Annotated in this window: 15 protein-coding genes; 13 read left to right on the top strand and 2 right to left on the bottom strand. The window is 46.0% G+C overall.

Annotated elements, in window-relative coordinates:
• Positions 1-30: 30 nt before the first annotated feature.
• From oadA to luxS, 8 genes are all read left to right on the top strand, one after another.
• Positions 31-1,806, top strand: coding sequence for a sodium-extruding oxaloacetate decarboxylase subunit alpha (gene oadA, locus AB4486_RS05220; protein WP_017059560.1), 1,776 nt, complete (start codon positions 31-33; stop codon positions 1,804-1,806).
• A 9-nt stretch (positions 1,807-1,815) separates the two neighbouring features.
• Entirely contained in the window at positions 1,816-2,946 is a 1,131-nt protein-coding gene (locus AB4486_RS05215; protein WP_019825842.1) for a sodium ion-translocating decarboxylase subunit beta, read from the top strand.
• A gap of 172 nt (positions 2,947-3,118) precedes the next feature.
• On the top strand, positions 3,119-4,072 hold the full coding sequence (locus AB4486_RS05210; RefSeq protein ID WP_102319878.1) for an NADP-dependent oxidoreductase: 954 nt from the start codon (positions 3,119-3,121) through the stop codon (positions 4,070-4,072).
• Between the two features lie 6 nt (positions 4,073-4,078).
• Entirely contained in the window at positions 4,079-4,540 is a 462-nt protein-coding gene (locus AB4486_RS05205; RefSeq protein ID WP_017059555.1) for a YqaA family protein, read from the top strand.
• 9 nt (positions 4,541-4,549) lie between these two features.
• A complete protein-coding gene (locus AB4486_RS05200; protein WP_372116629.1) occupies positions 4,550-7,408 on the top strand; it encodes a M16 family metallopeptidase in 2,859 nt (952 codons plus the stop codon).
• A gap of 99 nt (positions 7,409-7,507) precedes the next feature.
• Complete coding sequence (gshA, locus tag AB4486_RS05195) at positions 7,508-9,076, top strand: glutamate--cysteine ligase (protein ID WP_017063229.1); 1,569 nt, start codon at positions 7,508-7,510, stop codon at positions 9,074-9,076.
• Positions 9,077-9,086: 10 nt separating this feature from the next.
• Positions 9,087-9,737, top strand: a complete 651-nt coding sequence (locus AB4486_RS05190) for a hypothetical protein (protein WP_017629422.1) — start codon at positions 9,087-9,089, stop codon at positions 9,735-9,737.
• Positions 9,738-9,761: 24 nt separating this feature from the next.
• Positions 9,762-10,280, top strand: coding sequence for an S-ribosylhomocysteine lyase (gene luxS, locus AB4486_RS05185; RefSeq protein WP_017056597.1), 519 nt, complete (start codon positions 9,762-9,764; stop codon positions 10,278-10,280).
• 115 nt (positions 10,281-10,395) lie between these two features.
• On the opposite strand, the gene AB4486_RS05180 is transcribed toward luxS, so the two are convergent.
• Both AB4486_RS05180 and AB4486_RS05175 read right to left on the bottom strand, forming a co-directional pair.
• Positions 10,396-11,667 carry an HlyC/CorC family transporter gene (locus tag AB4486_RS05180; protein ID WP_017063233.1) on the bottom strand — a complete coding sequence of 424 codons (1,272 nt, stop codon included), beginning with the start codon at positions 11,665-11,667 and terminating at the stop codon, positions 10,396-10,398.
• A gap of 127 nt (positions 11,668-11,794) precedes the next feature.
• Entirely contained in the window at positions 11,795-12,589 is a 795-nt protein-coding gene (locus AB4486_RS05175; RefSeq protein WP_102331964.1) for an inner membrane protein YpjD, read from the bottom strand.
• A 200-nt stretch (positions 12,590-12,789) separates the two neighbouring features.
• Here AB4486_RS05175 and ffh point away from each other — a divergent pair, with 200 nt between their 5' ends.
• The 5 genes from ffh (at position 12,790) to rplS (ending at position 16,404) form a co-directional block, all read left to right on the top strand.
• Positions 12,790-14,184, top strand: coding sequence for a signal recognition particle protein (ffh, locus tag AB4486_RS05170; protein WP_102428512.1), 1,395 nt, complete (start codon positions 12,790-12,792; stop codon positions 14,182-14,184).
• A 212-nt stretch (positions 14,185-14,396) separates the two neighbouring features.
• Positions 14,397-14,645, top strand: coding sequence for a 30S ribosomal protein S16 (gene rpsP / locus AB4486_RS05165; RefSeq protein ID WP_004410028.1), 249 nt, complete (start codon positions 14,397-14,399; stop codon positions 14,643-14,645).
• A gap of 24 nt (positions 14,646-14,669) precedes the next feature.
• Complete coding sequence (gene rimM / locus AB4486_RS05160; protein WP_017063236.1) at positions 14,670-15,224, top strand: ribosome maturation factor RimM; 555 nt, start codon at positions 14,670-14,672, stop codon at positions 15,222-15,224.
• Positions 15,225-15,250: 26 nt separating this feature from the next.
• Entirely contained in the window at positions 15,251-15,991 is a 741-nt protein-coding gene (gene trmD / locus AB4486_RS05155) for a tRNA (guanosine(37)-N1)-methyltransferase TrmD (protein ID WP_372116627.1), read from the top strand.
• Positions 15,992-16,050: 59 nt separating this feature from the next.
• Entirely contained in the window at positions 16,051-16,404 is a 354-nt protein-coding gene (rplS, locus tag AB4486_RS05150; RefSeq protein ID WP_004735514.1) for a 50S ribosomal protein L19, read from the top strand.
• The last annotated feature ends 271 nt before the right edge of the window (positions 16,405-16,675 follow it).

Here is a 16,675-nt window from a genome sequence, read left to right as displayed (position 1 = left end):
ATTTAAAGGATTAAAAAGGAGTTTATGAGCATGTCTAAACCACTAGCTATCACAGATGTGGTACTTCGTGACGCGCACCAGTCACTATTTGCTACTCGTATGCGTATCGAAGATATGCTGCCAATTGCGGCAGAACTGGATAAAGTCGGTTACTGGTCTCTAGAGACTTGGGGCGGCGCGACATTTGATTCGTGTATCCGTTTTCTTGGAGAAGATCCATGGGAGCGTTTACGTGAACTTAAAAAAGCGATGCCAAACACACCAATGCAGATGCTACTGCGTGGTCAAAACCTGTTGGGTTACCGTCACTACGCGGATGATGTAGTAGAAAAATTTGTTGAACGTGCCCATAAAAACGGCATGGACGTATTCCGTATCTTTGATGCGATGAATGACGTACGTAACTTTGAAAAAGCAGTGAAAGCAACGATCGACGTTGGTGGCCACGCTCAAGGTACGTTGTCTTACACAACCAGTCCGGTTCACAACTCAGATACTTGGGTTGATTTGGCCAAACGCCTAGAGGACCTAGGTTGTCACTCACTATGTATCAAAGATATGTCAGGTTTATTAAAGCCGTATGAAGCAGAAGAGCTGATTACACGTATCAAAGCATCGTGTGACGTTCCTCTAGCACTGCATAGCCACGCGACAACTGGTCTATCGACTGCAACAGCGGTTAAAGCCGTTGAAGCGGGTATCGACATTCTAGATACCGCTATTTCTTCAATGAGCTGTACTTACGGTCATACGCCAACCGAAACGGTTGTTGCGATGTTAGAAGGTACAGAGCGCGACACGAATCTTAAACTAGACCAAATCGAACCCATCGCGGCTTACTTCCGTGATGTACGTAAAAAGTACGCGAAATGGGAAGGTCAGCTAAAAGGTGTCGATTCTCGCATCTTAATCGCTCAAGTTCCTGGCGGAATGTTAACTAACATGGAAGGCCAGCTTAAAGAGCAAGGCGCCGCCGATCGCATGGATGAAGTTCTAGAAGAGATCCCACGCGTACGTAAAGAGCTTGGTTACATTCCTTTAGTAACACCAACTTCTCAGATTGTCGGTACTCAAGCGGTTATTAACGTCTTAACGGGCGAACGCTATAAGAGCATCACGAAAGAGACTGCTGGTCTACTGAAAGGTGAATACGGTCAAGCTCCTGCTGAAGTGGATGCTGAACTGCAAGCGAAAGTTCTAGACGGTGCAGAGCCGATTACTTGTCGTCCTGCTGATTTACTTAAGTCTGAAATGGATACGTTAACGACGGATCTGTTAGAGAAAGCGAAATCAGAGGGTATCTCTCTAGCTGAAGATACGGTTGATGATGTACTGACTTACGCGCTCTTCCCACAAGTGGGTCTTAAGTTCCTTAAGAACCGTCGTAATCCTGAAGCATTTGAACCTGCACCAACGCTAGAAGTTGCGGCTCCAGTTGCTGCAGCTCCTGTACAAGCTTCTGGTGGTATTGAAAGCTACAGCGTGAAGGTTGATGGTCAAGTTTACGATGTTGAAGTTGGCCCACAAGGTGAACTGACATCGGTGGCGCCATCTGCAAAACCTGCTCAGGCTGCACCAGTAGCAGCGTCTGACGCTGAAGCGGTTCCAGCTCCATTGGCGGGTAACATCTTTAAAGTAAACGTTCAGGCGGGTACTGAGGTTTCTGAAGGCGACGTTCTACTAATCCTAGAAGCGATGAAGATGGAAACGGAAGTTCGTGCTGCTCGTGGTGGTATCGTTCAAGAATTGAATGTTAAAGAAGGCGATGCAGTTACTGTAGGCGCTCCACTACTAAGCTTAGCGTAAGGGAGTACCATGGAAGGATTGATGACCTTATGGTCTGAAACAGGGATTGCGAACTTTGAGTTCGGCCAGATCTGTATGATGCTGGTTGGTTGCTTACTGTTGTTTTTGGCAATTCGTAAAGGATTTGAACCGTTACTTCTACTGCCTATTGGTTTTGGTGCTGTATTAGCAAACATTCCAAATGCTGGGTTTACTGATCCAGGTGGTTTGCTCTACTACGTCTACTACATTGGTATTGAGACAGGTATTTTCCCACTGCTGATCTTTATGGGTGTTGGTGCGATGACGGACTTCGGTGCGTTGATTGCGAACCCTAAAACGTTGTGGCTAGGGGCTGCGGCTCAGTTTGGTATCTTCGCGACGCTATTTGGCGCGATCTTGCTGAACTACGTTCCAGGAATGGAGTTCTCGATGGCCGATGCTTCGTCAATTGCGATCATTGGTGGTGCCGATGGCCCAACTGCGATCTTCTTGGCAAGCAAGTTATCTCCGGATCTTTTAGGTGCCATTGCAGTAGCGGCTTATAGCTACATGGCTTTGGTTCCTATCATTCAGCCACCAATCATGAAAGCGTTAACGTCTCCTGAAGAGCGCAAAATTAAGATGGCTCAACTTCGTCACGTTAGCAAAGCCGAGAAGATTCTTTTCCCGCTTGCTGTACTACTGATGACGATTTTGTTCCTACCTTCAGCAACACCTCTAGTTGGTATGTTCTGTTTGGGTAACTTAATGCGTGAAGCGGGTGTGGTTGATCGCCTTTCAAAAACAGCTCAAAACGAACTGATTAACGTTGTAACTATTTTCCTAGGTCTAGGGGTTGGTTCTAAGCTTCAAGCGGATACGTTCTTGAACTTAGAAACACTGGGTATTCTAGGTTTAGGTGCGGTCGCGTTCAGTATCGGTACGGCGGGTGGTGTATTGATGGCTAAGGTGTTGAACCGATTCTCGAAAGAGGACATCAACCCACTGATTGGCGCAGCTGGCGTATCGGCGGTTCCAATGGCGGCACGTGTTGTGAACAAGGTTGGTCTTGAGGCAAACCCTCAGAACTTCTTATTGATGCATGCAATGGGTCCGAACGTAGCCGGTGTACTTGGTAGTGCGGTTGCGGCGGGCATTCTATTAGCTCTCGTGGGCTAGTGGATTTGCTGGGTCATGTATCGTTACGTTAATTGGTCGTCAATTTACGAATGAGCGGTTAACTTAGCCTTATTAAATGGTTTATAGTCAAAGGGATGCTTTCGCATCCCTTTCTTTTTATTAATTAGGGTGCTTGCTCACTAGGGCTTTTATCAATCAAGGAAATGTGGAAATGGAAAATAAACAGATTGCGATTACTCAATTCGGCGGCGTCGAAAACCTAAGTATTCAAACCAGTGCGATCCCTGAGCCTAAGGCTGGAGAAGTGGTGGTTAAAGTTTCCTTTTCAGGCATTAATCCGATTGATGTCAAAACCCGAGCGGGCCTTGGTTGGGCGGCAGCACAAAACAAAGATAACCTACCTTGGGTACCTGGCTACGATATTTCAGGGCAAATTGTCTCGCTAGGCGAACAGGCTGAACGCTTTACTGTTGGTGATAACGTAGCTGGCTTTATTGGTTTTCCACTGCAAGGTGGCGGTTACAGCCAATATGTGTGTGTTCCAGAAGCTGCATTAAGTATGGTTCCTGATTCTGTCACTCTAGAAGCGGCAGCTGCATTACCACTCGCGAGTCAAACAGCGGCACAAGCGCTCAACAAAGCCGAAGTGAAAGAAGGCGACCGCGTGCTTATCTTGGCGGGCGCGGGCGGCGTTGGTCACCTTGCGGTTCAAATTGCAGTGGCAGCAAAAGCAGAGGTTTACACAACCTGCAGCGAAGCCAACCTTGATTACCTTGCGACGCTAGGTGCTCACGCGATTAACTATAAGTTTGCACCAGCATCAGAAAGAGTATCTGATGTCGATGTGTTGATTGACTTGGTCGGCGGCGATACCGCGCTTGATGCATTGAAGTGCCTAAAAGATGACGCGCGAGTCGTGACTGTGCCGACTCTATCTGCAGAACTTATCTGCGAAAAAGCCACACTATTAGGTTTTACTGCATCAGGCATGCTGGTTGAACCAAGCCCTGAGCAAATGGACACTATGCTTTACATGGTCAGTGTCGGATTACTCAAAACAGAAATTCAAGGTATCTACCAATTAGACGAGGCGCAGTCGGCGCACCTGCAGGTTGAAACCGGACACACCAGAGGCAAGGTGCTACTTAAAATGCAAGAAAGTTGATAGGCAGTGTTAGAATTTTTTAACTCCCTTTTTGAAAATATCGCGCTGTGGTTCTCGGACTCGGCGCTGTGGGTACTCTTCATTAGTGGCTTCTTGAGTGCCACGTTACTCCCCGGTGGTTCAGAAGCTAGCCTTGTGGCTGCATTGAGCTTAGATCAGTTTTCAACCTCATCGATCATTCTAGTGGCGACATTAGGCAATACCTTAGGCGGCCTGACTAACTATTGGATTGGTTTGTGGTTGCCTAATCGAACTCAATCTGAAAAGCATGGTCATAAGGCTATGGCTTGGCTGAGTCGCTATGGCTACTGGACACTGTTATTTAGTTGGTTACCGATCATTGGTGACCCTTTGTGTCTCGCTGCGGGTTGGCTAAGAATGAAATTCATCCCTAGCGTTATTTTGATAGCGATTGGCAAAGCCGCTCGCTATAGCTTACTTGCTGCTATCTACTTCGGTTTTTTCTAAGGAGAACCTATGAAAAAGGTTTTACTTGGTACATTTTCTCTTATCGCCATTGCTGGCTGTTCTTACAATGTACCTAGCTCAACGCCCTTCTTTTCCTCGTTACCTGAAGGTGTCACTCTGTTAGAAGAGGTTAAGCCCTCTAAAGATAAAGTAGTGATTCCTTACACCAAGTATCAGCTTGAAAACGGTCTGACAGTTATTCTTTCCCCTGATGATTCCGATCCGTTGGTGCATGTTGATGTAACTTATCACGTCGGTTCAGCACGTGAAGAGATAGGCAAGTCGGGATTTGCTCACTTCTTTGAGCACATGATGTTCCAGGGTTCAGAGAACGTTGGTGACCAACAGCACTTTAAGATCATTACCGAAGCGGGTGGCTCGTTAAACGGCACGACCAACCGTGACCGCACCAACTATTTTGAAACTGTTCCTTCTAACCAACTTGAGAAAATGTTGTGGTTAGAATCAGACCGAATGGGCTTCTTGTTGGATGCTGTTTCTCAGAAGAAATTTGAGGTTCAAAGAGGCACGGTCAAGAACGAGCGAGCGCAGAGCTACGAAAATCGTCCTTACGGCTTGATGTGGGAACGCATGGGCGAAGCGCTTTACCCTGAAGGTCACCCTTACTCTTGGCAACCAATCGGCTATGTTGAAGATCTTGACCGTGTTGACGTGAATGATCTTAAAGCGTTCTTCCTGCGTTGGTACGGCCCAAACAATGCCGTGTTAACGATTGGTGGTGATATCGACGTTGATGACACGCTAGAATGGGTTAACAAGTACTTTGGTTCAATTCCTCAAGGCCCTGAAGTGAAGGCGGCAGAGAAGCAACCTGCTGTTCTAACAGAAGATAAATACATCACCTTAGAAGACAATATTCGTCAGCCGATGGTGCTGGTGGGGTGGCCAACAACGTATCGCGGTGAAGAGACGCAAGCTTCACTGAATGCATTGTCTAACGTGTTAGGTTCAGGTACCAACAGTTACCTATATCAAAACCTCGTAAAAACGCAGAAGGCCGTCAGCGCTGGCTCTTTCCATGATTGTGCTGAGTTGGCGTGTACCATGTACGTGTATGCAATGGGCAACTCAGGTGAAAAAGGCGATTTGACGGTTCTCAATAAAGAGCTGATGGATACCCTGGAGCAATTCTCGAAAGAGGGCGTTGAGCAAGAGCGTTTAGACCAGATCACTGGCATGGCCGAAGCGAATGCTGTTTTTGCATTGCAAAGCGTTAAAGGTAAGGTGTCGCAACTCGCGTCGAACCAAACCTTCTATGGTCAGCCTGATCGCATTGAATCACAACTCGATCAAATCCGAGCGGTGACGCCTGAGAGCGTGAGCAAGGCATACCAAGATTTCATCGAAGGTAAGCACAAGGTTACCTTGAGTGTGGTTCCTAAGAAAAAGCTCGATTTGGCGGTTCGTGAAGCGACCTTTACCACGCCACCACGTACGTTGCCGGAATACAGCAAGGTGACGGAAGATCAACTGGATTTCAGAAAGGCACCGGATACCTTTGATCGCAGTGTGATGCCAGAAGTGAACTTTGGTGTTGAGGCGACCATGCCTGAGTTGTACCGCATGCACTTTGCAAATGGCACTGACTTAATTGGTACCGTGACCAGTGAAACGCCGACAGTACAGCTGCAAATTCAATTGCCTGCAGGCGAACGTTATGTTCGCAAAGGACAAGAAGGCCTAGCGAACCTAACGGCTTCGATGATGGAAGAAGGTTCAACCAAACGGACCGTTGAAGAGTTACAAGCGACCTTAGATAAACTTGGTAGCAGTGTGAGCATTAGTGCGGGCAGCTACACCACAGATATTTCAGTCTCGGCGCTAGAGAAAAACTTGCCTCAAACCTTAGCGATTGTGCAAGAGGTTCTATTCGAGCCTAAGTTCGATGAGCAAGATTTTGAGCGCGTTAAGAAACAGATGCTAGAAGGCGTTGTGTATCAGCATCAGCAGCCAAGTTGGATGGCTTCTCAAGCAACCCGTGAAGTGCTGTTTGGTGACACTGTTTTTGCTCGTGCAAGTGATGGTACTAAGGAATCTCTATCGAAATTGACCTTAGACGATGTGAAAAAATTCTATGCGCAACATTACACACCAGAAGGTGCCAATATTGTTGTTGTGGGAGACATCTCGAAGAAAGAGGTAGGGAAACAGCTACAATTCTTTGAAGAGTGGCAAGGCGATGCGGCACCATTAACGCGTCCACAGATCGTCAAAGAGCTTTCTGGTCAGCACCTGTACTTAGTCGATAAACCGGGTGCGCCGCAAAGCATTGTTCGCTTGGTTCGTAAAGGCCTGCCGTTTGATGCAACGGGTGAATTGTATTTGAGCCAGTTAGCTAACTTTAACTTAGCGGGCAACTTCAATAGCCGTATCAACCAGAACCTACGTGAAGACAAAGCCTACACTTACGGTGCAAGCGGTTACTTCGCAAGTACTCGTGAAACTGGCGCAGTGGTATTTAGCGCGCAGGTAAGGGCGAATGCGACGGTTCCATCGATTCAAGAGTTTATTAATGAGCTGAATGAGTTTAGCCAAAGTGGATTAACTGACGAAGAGGTGAAATTTATGCGCCTTGCCGTCGGTCAACAAGATGCACTTAAATACGAAACGCCAAGTCAAAAGGCGGGGTTGTTGAGTAATATTGTTGCATTGAGCCTTGATGAAGATTACCTACAACAGCGTAATCAGATAGTTGAAACGGTTTCAAAAGAGAGCTTAAACGAGCTATCTAAGAAATGGTTTGACCCGAATGATTATCAAATAATCGTTGTTGGTGACGCGACTTCGCTTCGCCCGCAATTAGAAAAGTTAGATATTCCAATAGAAGAGCTTGAAATCATTCGTTAGAGTACACATTAAAGGGGGAGGGAAGAGACTCTACTTTTCTCCTCCAACCTAATTTATGATAGTTCTAATCAGAACAATATAAGATAAGTGAACTGAATTTTGACTGATTTTGCTGCGCGACTAAAGCAAGTTGCAACCAACCCTAAGACCTTCTCTCAATTTGGTCGTGGTGTTGAAAGGGAAACATTACGCTACACGGAAGATGGGCACCTTGCTACTGGGCCGCACCCTGAGGCTTTGGGATCTGCGTTGATGAACGAATGGGTAACGACCGATTTCTCTGAGTCGCTACTGGAATTTATCACGCCTGTTTCTAACGACGTTCCGACGCTTTTGAATCAGTTGTCTGATATCCACCACTTCACGCAAACCAAGTTAGACGGCGAAAAACTATGGCCGCTTTCTATGCCTTGTTACGTTGGCAGTGAAGATTACATTCAGCTAGCGCAATACGGCACCTCGAATAACGGTAAGATGAAGACCCTATATCGTGAAGGCCTAAAACGTCGTTACGGTAGCCTGATGCAGATTATCTCTGGTGTTCACTTCAACTTCTCTTTCCCAGAAAGCTTTTGGGATAGCCTGTTTGGAGAGCAAACTGAAGAAGCGCGTTGTGAATCTAAGTCAGATGCTTACTTTGGTTTGATTCGTAACTACTACCGCTTTGGTTGGTTAATCCCATACTTCTTCGGTGCTTCACCTGCGCTATGTTCTTCTTTCATCAAAGGAAGAGAGACAAACCTGCCTTTTGAAAAGATTGGCGAGACACTGTATCTGCCAAAAGCAACGGCACTGCGCCTGAGCGACCTTGGCTACACGAACAGTGCGCAAAGTGTGTTGAAGATTGGTTTCAACAGCCTAGACCAATACCTTGAAGGTTTGAATCAAGCGATTCGCACACCATCAGAAGAATTTGCCGAGATTGGCACTAAGGTTGATGGTGAATACCGTCAGTTGAATAGCAACGTACTGCAAATTGAAAATGAGCTTTACGCTCCAATCCGCCCTAAGCGTGTGGCGAAGAGTGGTGAGAAACCATCTGAAGCATTGGCACGCGGTGGTGTTGAGTACATTGAGGTTCGTTCTTTAGATGTAAACCCATTCAGCTCAATTGGTATCAATGAGCAGCAGGTTCGCTTCCTAGACTTATTCCTAACGTGGAGTGTGCTAACGGACTCTGCTGAGATGGATAACTGCGAGCTTGAATGCTGGCGCGATAACTGGAACAAGGTGATCCTACAAGGTCGTCAGGTTGGTCTAGAGCTGCAAATCGGTTGTCATGGTGAGCGATTGTCTCTGCAAGATTGGGCGAAGCGTGTCTTCAAAGATCTACGCTCTATTGCCGAAATGATGGACGCAGAACAAGGCGGTCGTGCATACCAAGAAACATGCGATACGCTTGAGGCTTGGATTGATAACCCTGAGCTAACTATTTCTGGCCAGTTGCTAGAAGAGACCAAAAAATTGGGCGGCTTAGGTAAAGTGGGTTGCGCGTTAGGTAAAACGTACGCTCAGCAACACAAAGCTCATCAATACAAAGTATATTCAGCTGAGTTGATGGAAGCAGAAGTTCAACGTTCTGTGATTGCTCAGCAACAAAGTGAAGAAGCAAGCACTCAAGATTTTGATAGCTTCTTAGCGGATTATTTTTCGTATTTAAAAGCATAGCGAGACTTTGGTGGAAAGGAAGCAAGCCTTATTAGGTCAGCCTACTCGAGTGAGTAGTAAATGGTTACCTGTAGTGACTGTTGGTGTTGTCTCTAGCCTGTTGGTTGGATGTGCAACGCCACCGCCAAAGCAGCAAGATAATTTGTGTAGCATCTTTCGAGAGCACCCTTCATGGTATGAAGATGCCTTGGATATGCAAGAAGAATGGGGAACGCCGATTAACGTTGCGATGGCTTTTGTGAAACAAGAGAGTAGCTATCGTCATGATGCGCGCCCACCTAAAGATTACATTCTTGGCTTTATACCGTGGGGGCGTGTAAGCAGTGCCTACGGTTATGCACAAGCTCAAGATCCTGCTTGGGAAGACTTCCAAAAGGCGACCAATAACGGTGGTTCAAGAACCAACTTTGATGATGCATTGATGTTCATCGGTTGGTATACCAGCGAGACGCGTCGTCAATTGGGCATCTCACTATGGGACCCATATAACCAATACCTGGCTTATCATGAAGGCCGTGGTGGTTATAAGCGTAAGTCATACAACAGCAAGCCATCGCTAATTAAGGTGGCGCGCAAAGTCGAACAGCAAGCAAAAGATTATGGATGGCAGCTGAAACAGTGCCGCAAAGAACTAGAAGACAATCGAAGCTGGTTTTTCTAAAGCCAGCCGTCATGGAGAAGAGCAATGCCTTTATTAGATAGTTTCACTGTTGATCACACACGCATGAACGCACCTGCCGTTCGTGTTGCTAAAACAATGCAAACCCCAAAAGGGGATACCATCACTGTGTTTGACCTGCGTTTTACTGCGCCAAACAAAGACATCCTATCTGAGAAAGGTATCCATACTCTAGAGCACCTATATGCTGGTTTCATGCGTAATCAATTGAACGGTTCAGATGTAGAGATCATCGATATCTCACCGATGGGCTGTCGCACTGGTTTCTACATGAGCCTGATTGGTACGCCTACAGAACAACAAGTGGCTGACGGTTGGTTGGCAGCGATGCAAGACGTACTGAAAGTTGAGAACCAGAATAAGATCCCTGAGCTGAACGAATACCAATGTGGTACCGCGGCAATGCACTCTTTGGATGAAGCGAAAGAGATCGCGAATGCGATCATCGCTGCAGGCATCTCTGTAAACAAGAATGATGAACTGGCACTGCCAGAGTCTATGCTGCAAGAGCTTAAGATCGACTAGTCATTGATAGCTACCCTAGATAGGGCGAGTTAGATACTAAAAGGCCCGGTTCAATGAACCGGGCCTTTTTCGTCAACGTATTTTAGGGCGAGACAGAGATTCAGTGATAACTCAGTTAGCCGTTCACGATCTGTGGGAACACGCGAACCAGTTTGATGCGGTTCTCTTCAAGCTCAACAATTTCCATTGGGTGGCTGGCAACCTGAACACTCAGGTGACTCTCAGGAATATCTTCAAGATGTTCCAGTATCAAACCATTCAGCGTTCTTGGGCCATCGGTAGGCAGTGCCCACTGTAAGCCTTTGTTGATATCTCGGATATTGGCACTGCCTTCAATCAAGAAGCTGCCATCGCTTTGCGGAGTAATCTCTTCAGATAAGCTTGGGGTGATTGAGGTGGTAAACTCACCTACGATCTCTTCTAGAATATCTTCTAATGTAACCAAACCATTGATGTCGCCATACTCATCAACAATCAAACCGATGCGCTGCTTATTGCGTTGAAACTTAAGCAGTTGAATATTGAGTGGTGTCGCTTCAGGAATAAAGTAGATCTCATCCGCGGCACGCAACAGGGTTTCTTTATTGAATTCGTTCTTTTCAAGCATCAGACGGTAAGCTTCACGCAGCCTAAGCATGCCGACCACTTCATCTATTTGGTCACGGTACAGCACTACGCGACCATGAGGCGAGTGGGTAAGTTGACGAACGATCGATTTCCAGTCGTCATTGATGTCGATACCAGTAATCTCATTACGCGGCACCATGATGTCGTTCACGGTGACGTGCTCTAAATCCAGAATAGACACCAACATATCTTGGTGACGTTGAGGGATTAAGCTACCGGCTTCATTTACCACGGTTCTAAGCTCTTCGGAGCTCAAGTGGTCGGTTGCATCATGGCTGGCTTTAACGCCTAAGATACGAATGAAGCCGTTGGTAATGAAGTTCACTAAGATCACCAATGGTGATAGCACCTTCATCAGTATCATCAAAAGGATACTACTCGCGTAAGAGACACGTTCAGGAAATAGAGAAGCGATGGTCTTTGGGGTTACCTCGGCGAATACTAGGATCACGAGAGTCAGGGTACCAGTAGCGATAGCCACACCGATATCCCCGTAGATGCGCATACCAAGAATAGTAGCGATCGCAGATGCAAGAATGTTGACGAGATTGTTGCCGATGAGGATGAGGCCAATCAATCTGTCTGGGCGGTTCAGAAGTTTTTCTACACGTTTGGCACCTTTATGACCCGTATTGGCCAAGTGCTTTAAACGGTAGCGGTTCAGGGACATCATGCCCGTTTCGGAACCAGAGAAATAACCAGAAATTACAATGAGACACGCGAGTAGCGCAAATAAGATACCCGTTGATATGTCGTCCAAAACTATTCTTTTCCTATTTGTGTATCTTGATTAATTTATGACCGAACATGGTCGAGATGTCAATTGAATGTATTGCACTCAATATTTTAAAGGCAAGGTATGTGAGACCTTGCCTTTATTTTACAGACTAGTTCAGGATGATTTCCTGGACGAAGCGGCTACCGAAGTAGGCTAATGTGAGCATGCTGGCGCCGGCCAGTGCGAACCAAGTGACTTTCTGTCCACGCCAACCTTTCTGATAGTGACCCCACAGAAGGATGGAGTAGATAACCCAAGCGATAAAAGACAACACAGCCTTGTGTGCCTTTCCTTGAGCAAACATATCTTGCACGAAGATGAGACCCGTTAACAAGGTACCTGTTAATAAGCCATTACCAATCAAAATGATCTTGAAAAGCTGTCTTTCCACCATCATTAAAGGAGGTAGGTTAGGGTTTATCACTAAGGCTTTTTTCTTTTTAAGTTTGTGATCTAGCCACGCAAGTTGCAGGGCGTATAGCGCACCGATAGTTAACGTTGCGTATGAGAATAGAGCCAAAGAGATGTGCACGAGCAGTTTTGGGTCATTCTCTAGATGTTTGATGAAGGTGCTTGGAAGAAAAGTGGCAGCCATCAAGTTCAGCGCAGCGAAGCTATAGACGACGGGTAAGATAAACCACAGACGGGTTTTGAGCATTGCACCGCTCATTACCACAGATATGATTAAACTGATTAATGAAGCAACGTTCAAGATACTGAGGTTTTGGCCACTGGCATTAAAAATCAAATCGTCAAGCAACCAAGCATGGAAAGCTAGAGCAAGTAATGCGCTGATAAACACCGTTTTTACACGGATTCCTGTTTGGTGCACGAGACCTGGAATGATCGTGGAAATCGCCATTGTATAAAGAAAGGCTGCTGCGATCGCAATAAGACTGTCCATGGTATCCATTTTAATGATTACTAATTGGCGAATTATACCTCGCATCGCTCTTTGGGGCTATGGCGAACCTCATTCAATTCCAAGTGAATAATGTCTCACATCACAAGCACGGATGATTAACGCTCTACAACGGGTATGACTCTAATCCGCGCTAATGTATACTCACAGTAATAGTCGCAGTTTTGAGCGAAGAGAAAACTATGTTTGATAATTTAACGGATCGTCTATCCAAAACGCTGAAGAACATCAGCGGTAAAGGTCGTCTGACCGAAGACAATATTAAAGAGACGCTGCGTGAAGTACGTATGGCGCTACTTGAAGCCGACGTTGCACTGCCCGTTGTCCGCGATTTTGTTAAGCGCGTAAAAGAAGGCGCTGTGGGTGTTGAGGTTTCTAAATCTCTAACGCCTGGTCAAGAATTCATTAAGATCGTTCAAGCTGAACTTGAAGCGGTGATGGGTGAGTCTAACGAGGCTCTTAACCTAGCAGCGCAGCCGCCAGCCGTTATCTTAATGGCGGGTCTACAAGGTGCGGGTAAAACCACATCGGTAGGTAAGCTATCTAAGCTTCTAACTGAGCGTGACAAGAAGAAAGTCTTGGTTGTGTCTGCCGACGTTTACCGTCCAGCGGCAATCAAACAGCTTGAAACGTTAGCAAGCGATGTTGGCGTAGACTTCTTCCCATCTTCAGCTGATCAAAAACCTCTTGATATTGCAAACGCTGCAATCGACTACGCGAAGAAGAAATTCTACGACGTGCTACTTGTCGATACTGCGGGTCGTTTGGCTATCGATGAAGAGATGATGGGCGAGATCAAAGAGCTTCATACTGCAATTAAACCAGTAGAGACACTGTTCGTTGTTGATGCAATGACAGGTCAAGATGCTGCGAACACTGCAAAAGCCTTTGGTGATGCGCTACCACTAACCGGTGTTATCTTGACGAAAGTTGATGGTGATGCGCGTGGTGGTGCTGCTCTGTCTGTTCGTCATATCACAGGCAAGCCGATTAAATTCTTGGGTGTTGGTGAAAAGACTGACGCACTAGAACCGTTCCACCCAGATCGTGTTGCTTCTCGTATCTTAGGTATGGGCGACGTACTGTCTCTTATTGAAGACCTACAGAAAAACGTTGATACCGAGAAAGCAGAGAAACTGGCTAAGAAGTTCAAAGAGAAGAAAGGCTTTGACCTTGAAGACTTCCGTGAACAACTAGGTCAGATGCAAAACATGGGCGGCATGATGGGCATGATGGATAAGCTTCCAGGCATGTCTCAGCTACCAGATAACGTTAAAGATAAAGTTGATGACAAGATGTTCAAGCAAATGGAAGCGATCATCAACTCTATGACCATGAAAGAGCGTCAACGCCCTGACCTAATCAAAGGCTCTCGCAAAAAGCGTATTGCCGCTGGTTCTGGTACACAGGTACAAGATGTAAACCGTATGCTTAAGCAGTTCACCCAAATGCAGAAGATGATGAAGAAGATGCAGAAAGGTGGCATGAAAGGCATGATGCGCAACATGCAAGGCATGATGGGCGGCGGTGGAGGTATGGGCGGAATGGGTGGTGGCTTTAACCCGTTTGGTCGATAATCTACAAATGTAAGCTTTAGCTACGTTACTTTTCATAGTGTTAGCCGTGTCACAGAAAGTGTACGGCAGCTATGTTGGTGAAAAAATAGCTAAAGCCCTTGCATTGCACCGGAATAAGAGTAAAATTCCGGGGCTTTAATTTGGCACGAGACCCCAAGCTATTTACTTATACTTGGGGTTAATTATTTTATTAAGAAAGCAAAGAGGACGACATGGTAACCATTCGTTTGGCACGTCACGGTGCAAAGAAGCGCCCATTTTATCAAATCGTAGTTGCGGATAGCCGTAACGCTGCAACTGGCCGTTTCATCGAGAAAGTAGGTTTCTTTAACCCTACTGCTCAAGGTCAAGAAGAAGGTCTACGTCTAGACCTAGATCGTGTTAACCACTGGGTTGGTCAAGGCGCATCTCTATCTGATCGTGTAGCTAAGCTAGTTAAAGACGCTCAAAAAGCGGCTTAATTCTTTTTTAAAGAGAAATAGCTTATGTCGATGAAGGGTAAAGAAACTATGAGCGAGCAAAATAATAGAATTGTCATGGGTAAACTTGGGTCTACCTATGGTATTCGTGGCTGGCTCAAAGTGTTCTCCTACACAGACAATGCTGAAAGCATATTTGATTACAGCCCTTGGTATTTAAACCTAAAGGGTAAGTGGGTTGAGTACAAAGTTGAGAGCTGGAAACGTCATGGCCAAGGTTATGTATGTAAGCTAGCGGGATTAGATGTTCGTGAAGACGCGCAACTGATGACTAACTTTGAAATTGCTATTGACCCTGCTTCGTTACCTGAATTGTCAGAAGATGAATTCTACTGGCGCGAATTGTTCGGTATGCAAGTTTTTACCACTAAAGGTTACGACCTTGGTGAGGTCACTGACCTATTAGAAACTGGCTCGAACGATGTTCTAGTAATCAAAGCAAATCTTAAAGATGCTTTTGGCCAAAAGGAACGGTTAGTACCGTACCTTGAAGAGCAAGTGATCAAGAAAGTTGATCGCGAAGCTCGCCGGATCGAAGTTGACTGGGATCCTGGATTCTAACTCCAAATTACAGAGCGAGAGAACACATGTGGGTTGGCATTATTAGCCTTTTTCCTGAAATGTTCCGTTCTGTTACTGATTTTGGAGTAACAGGTCAAGCGGTTAAAAAAGGTCTTTTATCTATTGAGACATGGAATCCTCGTGATTTCACTCATGATAAACATCGCACTGTTGATGACAGACCTTACGGTGGTGGTCCTGGCATGTTAATGATGGTTCAGCCTTTGCGCGACGCTATCAAAACTGCCAAGCAAGCAGCACCGGGAAAGACGAAAGTCATCTATCTTTCACCTCAAGGTCGTAAACTCGACCAGAAAGGTGTTGAAGAGCTGGCAACAAACGAGAATTTACTTCTTATTTGTGGTCGCTATGAAGGGGTAGATGAGCGCATCATTGAATCTGAAGTTGACGAAGAATGGTCGATTGGAGATTTTGTGATGACGGGTGGCGAACTGCCAGCCATGACGCTGATTGATTCAGTATCTCGGTTTGTTCCGGGTGTACTTGGAGATTTCGCTTCAGCAGAAGAAGATTCTTTTGCAAATGGTTTGCTAGATTGTCCCCATTATACGCGCCCTGAGGTGCTAGACGATAAAGATGTGCCATCGGTACTCAAGTCTGGAAACCATAAGGACATTCGTCGCTGGCGGTTGAAACAATCGCTGGGCCGAACTTGGCTAAGAAGACCAGAACTCCTGGAAAACCTAGCTCTGACTGACGAACAGGAACAATTACTGGCTGAATTCATTAAAGAGCATCGCTCTTAACGAAAAGCAAGCAGTAACCTATTAAATTTAGTATCAGTTTATTCTAGGAATTTATACAAATGAGCAACATCATCAAGGCTCTTGAAGAAGAGCAACTAAAATCAGACCTTCCTAAATTCGCACCAGGTGACACTGTTGTAGTTCAGGTTAAGGTAAAAGAAGGTGACCGTGAGCGTCTACAGGCTTTCGAAGGCGTTGTAATCGCTATTCGTAACCGTGGTCTACACTCTGCATTTACAGTTCGTAAGATCTCGAACGGTGAAGGCGTAGAGCGTGCGTTCCAAACTCACTCTCCAATGGTTGATAGCATCGAAGTTAAACGCCGTGGTGCAGTACGTCGTGCCAAGTTGTACTACCTACGTGAGCGTTCTGGTAAGTCAGCTCGTATTAAAGAGAAGCTTACTAAGAAGTAATTCTTTTTGCATTCTATCGATAAAAGCGGAGCCATTTGGCTCCGCTTTTTTGTGCCTGCTACTTAGCGTATCGTAGGTAGGAGATCCCCAGCTCGCTCATCTCTTGCTCTTGAGGATTACGGACAAAACCTAAACTCATATTTAACCGTCATTCCCTAGACTGACGAAGGAAGGAGTAGGGAATCTCTACTAGCGCCGTGTTATAGGCAATAAAAAAGGATTGACGTTAAACGCCAACCCTTCAAAATTTACTCGCTACTCGCTACTCGCT

This window comes from Vibrio sp. 10N.222.55.C6 (assembly GCF_041473395.1).
Lineage (GTDB): Bacteria > Pseudomonadota > Gammaproteobacteria > Enterobacterales > Vibrionaceae > Vibrio > Vibrio crassostreae_C.
This window is presented reverse-complemented; position numbering and strand designations above follow the sequence as displayed.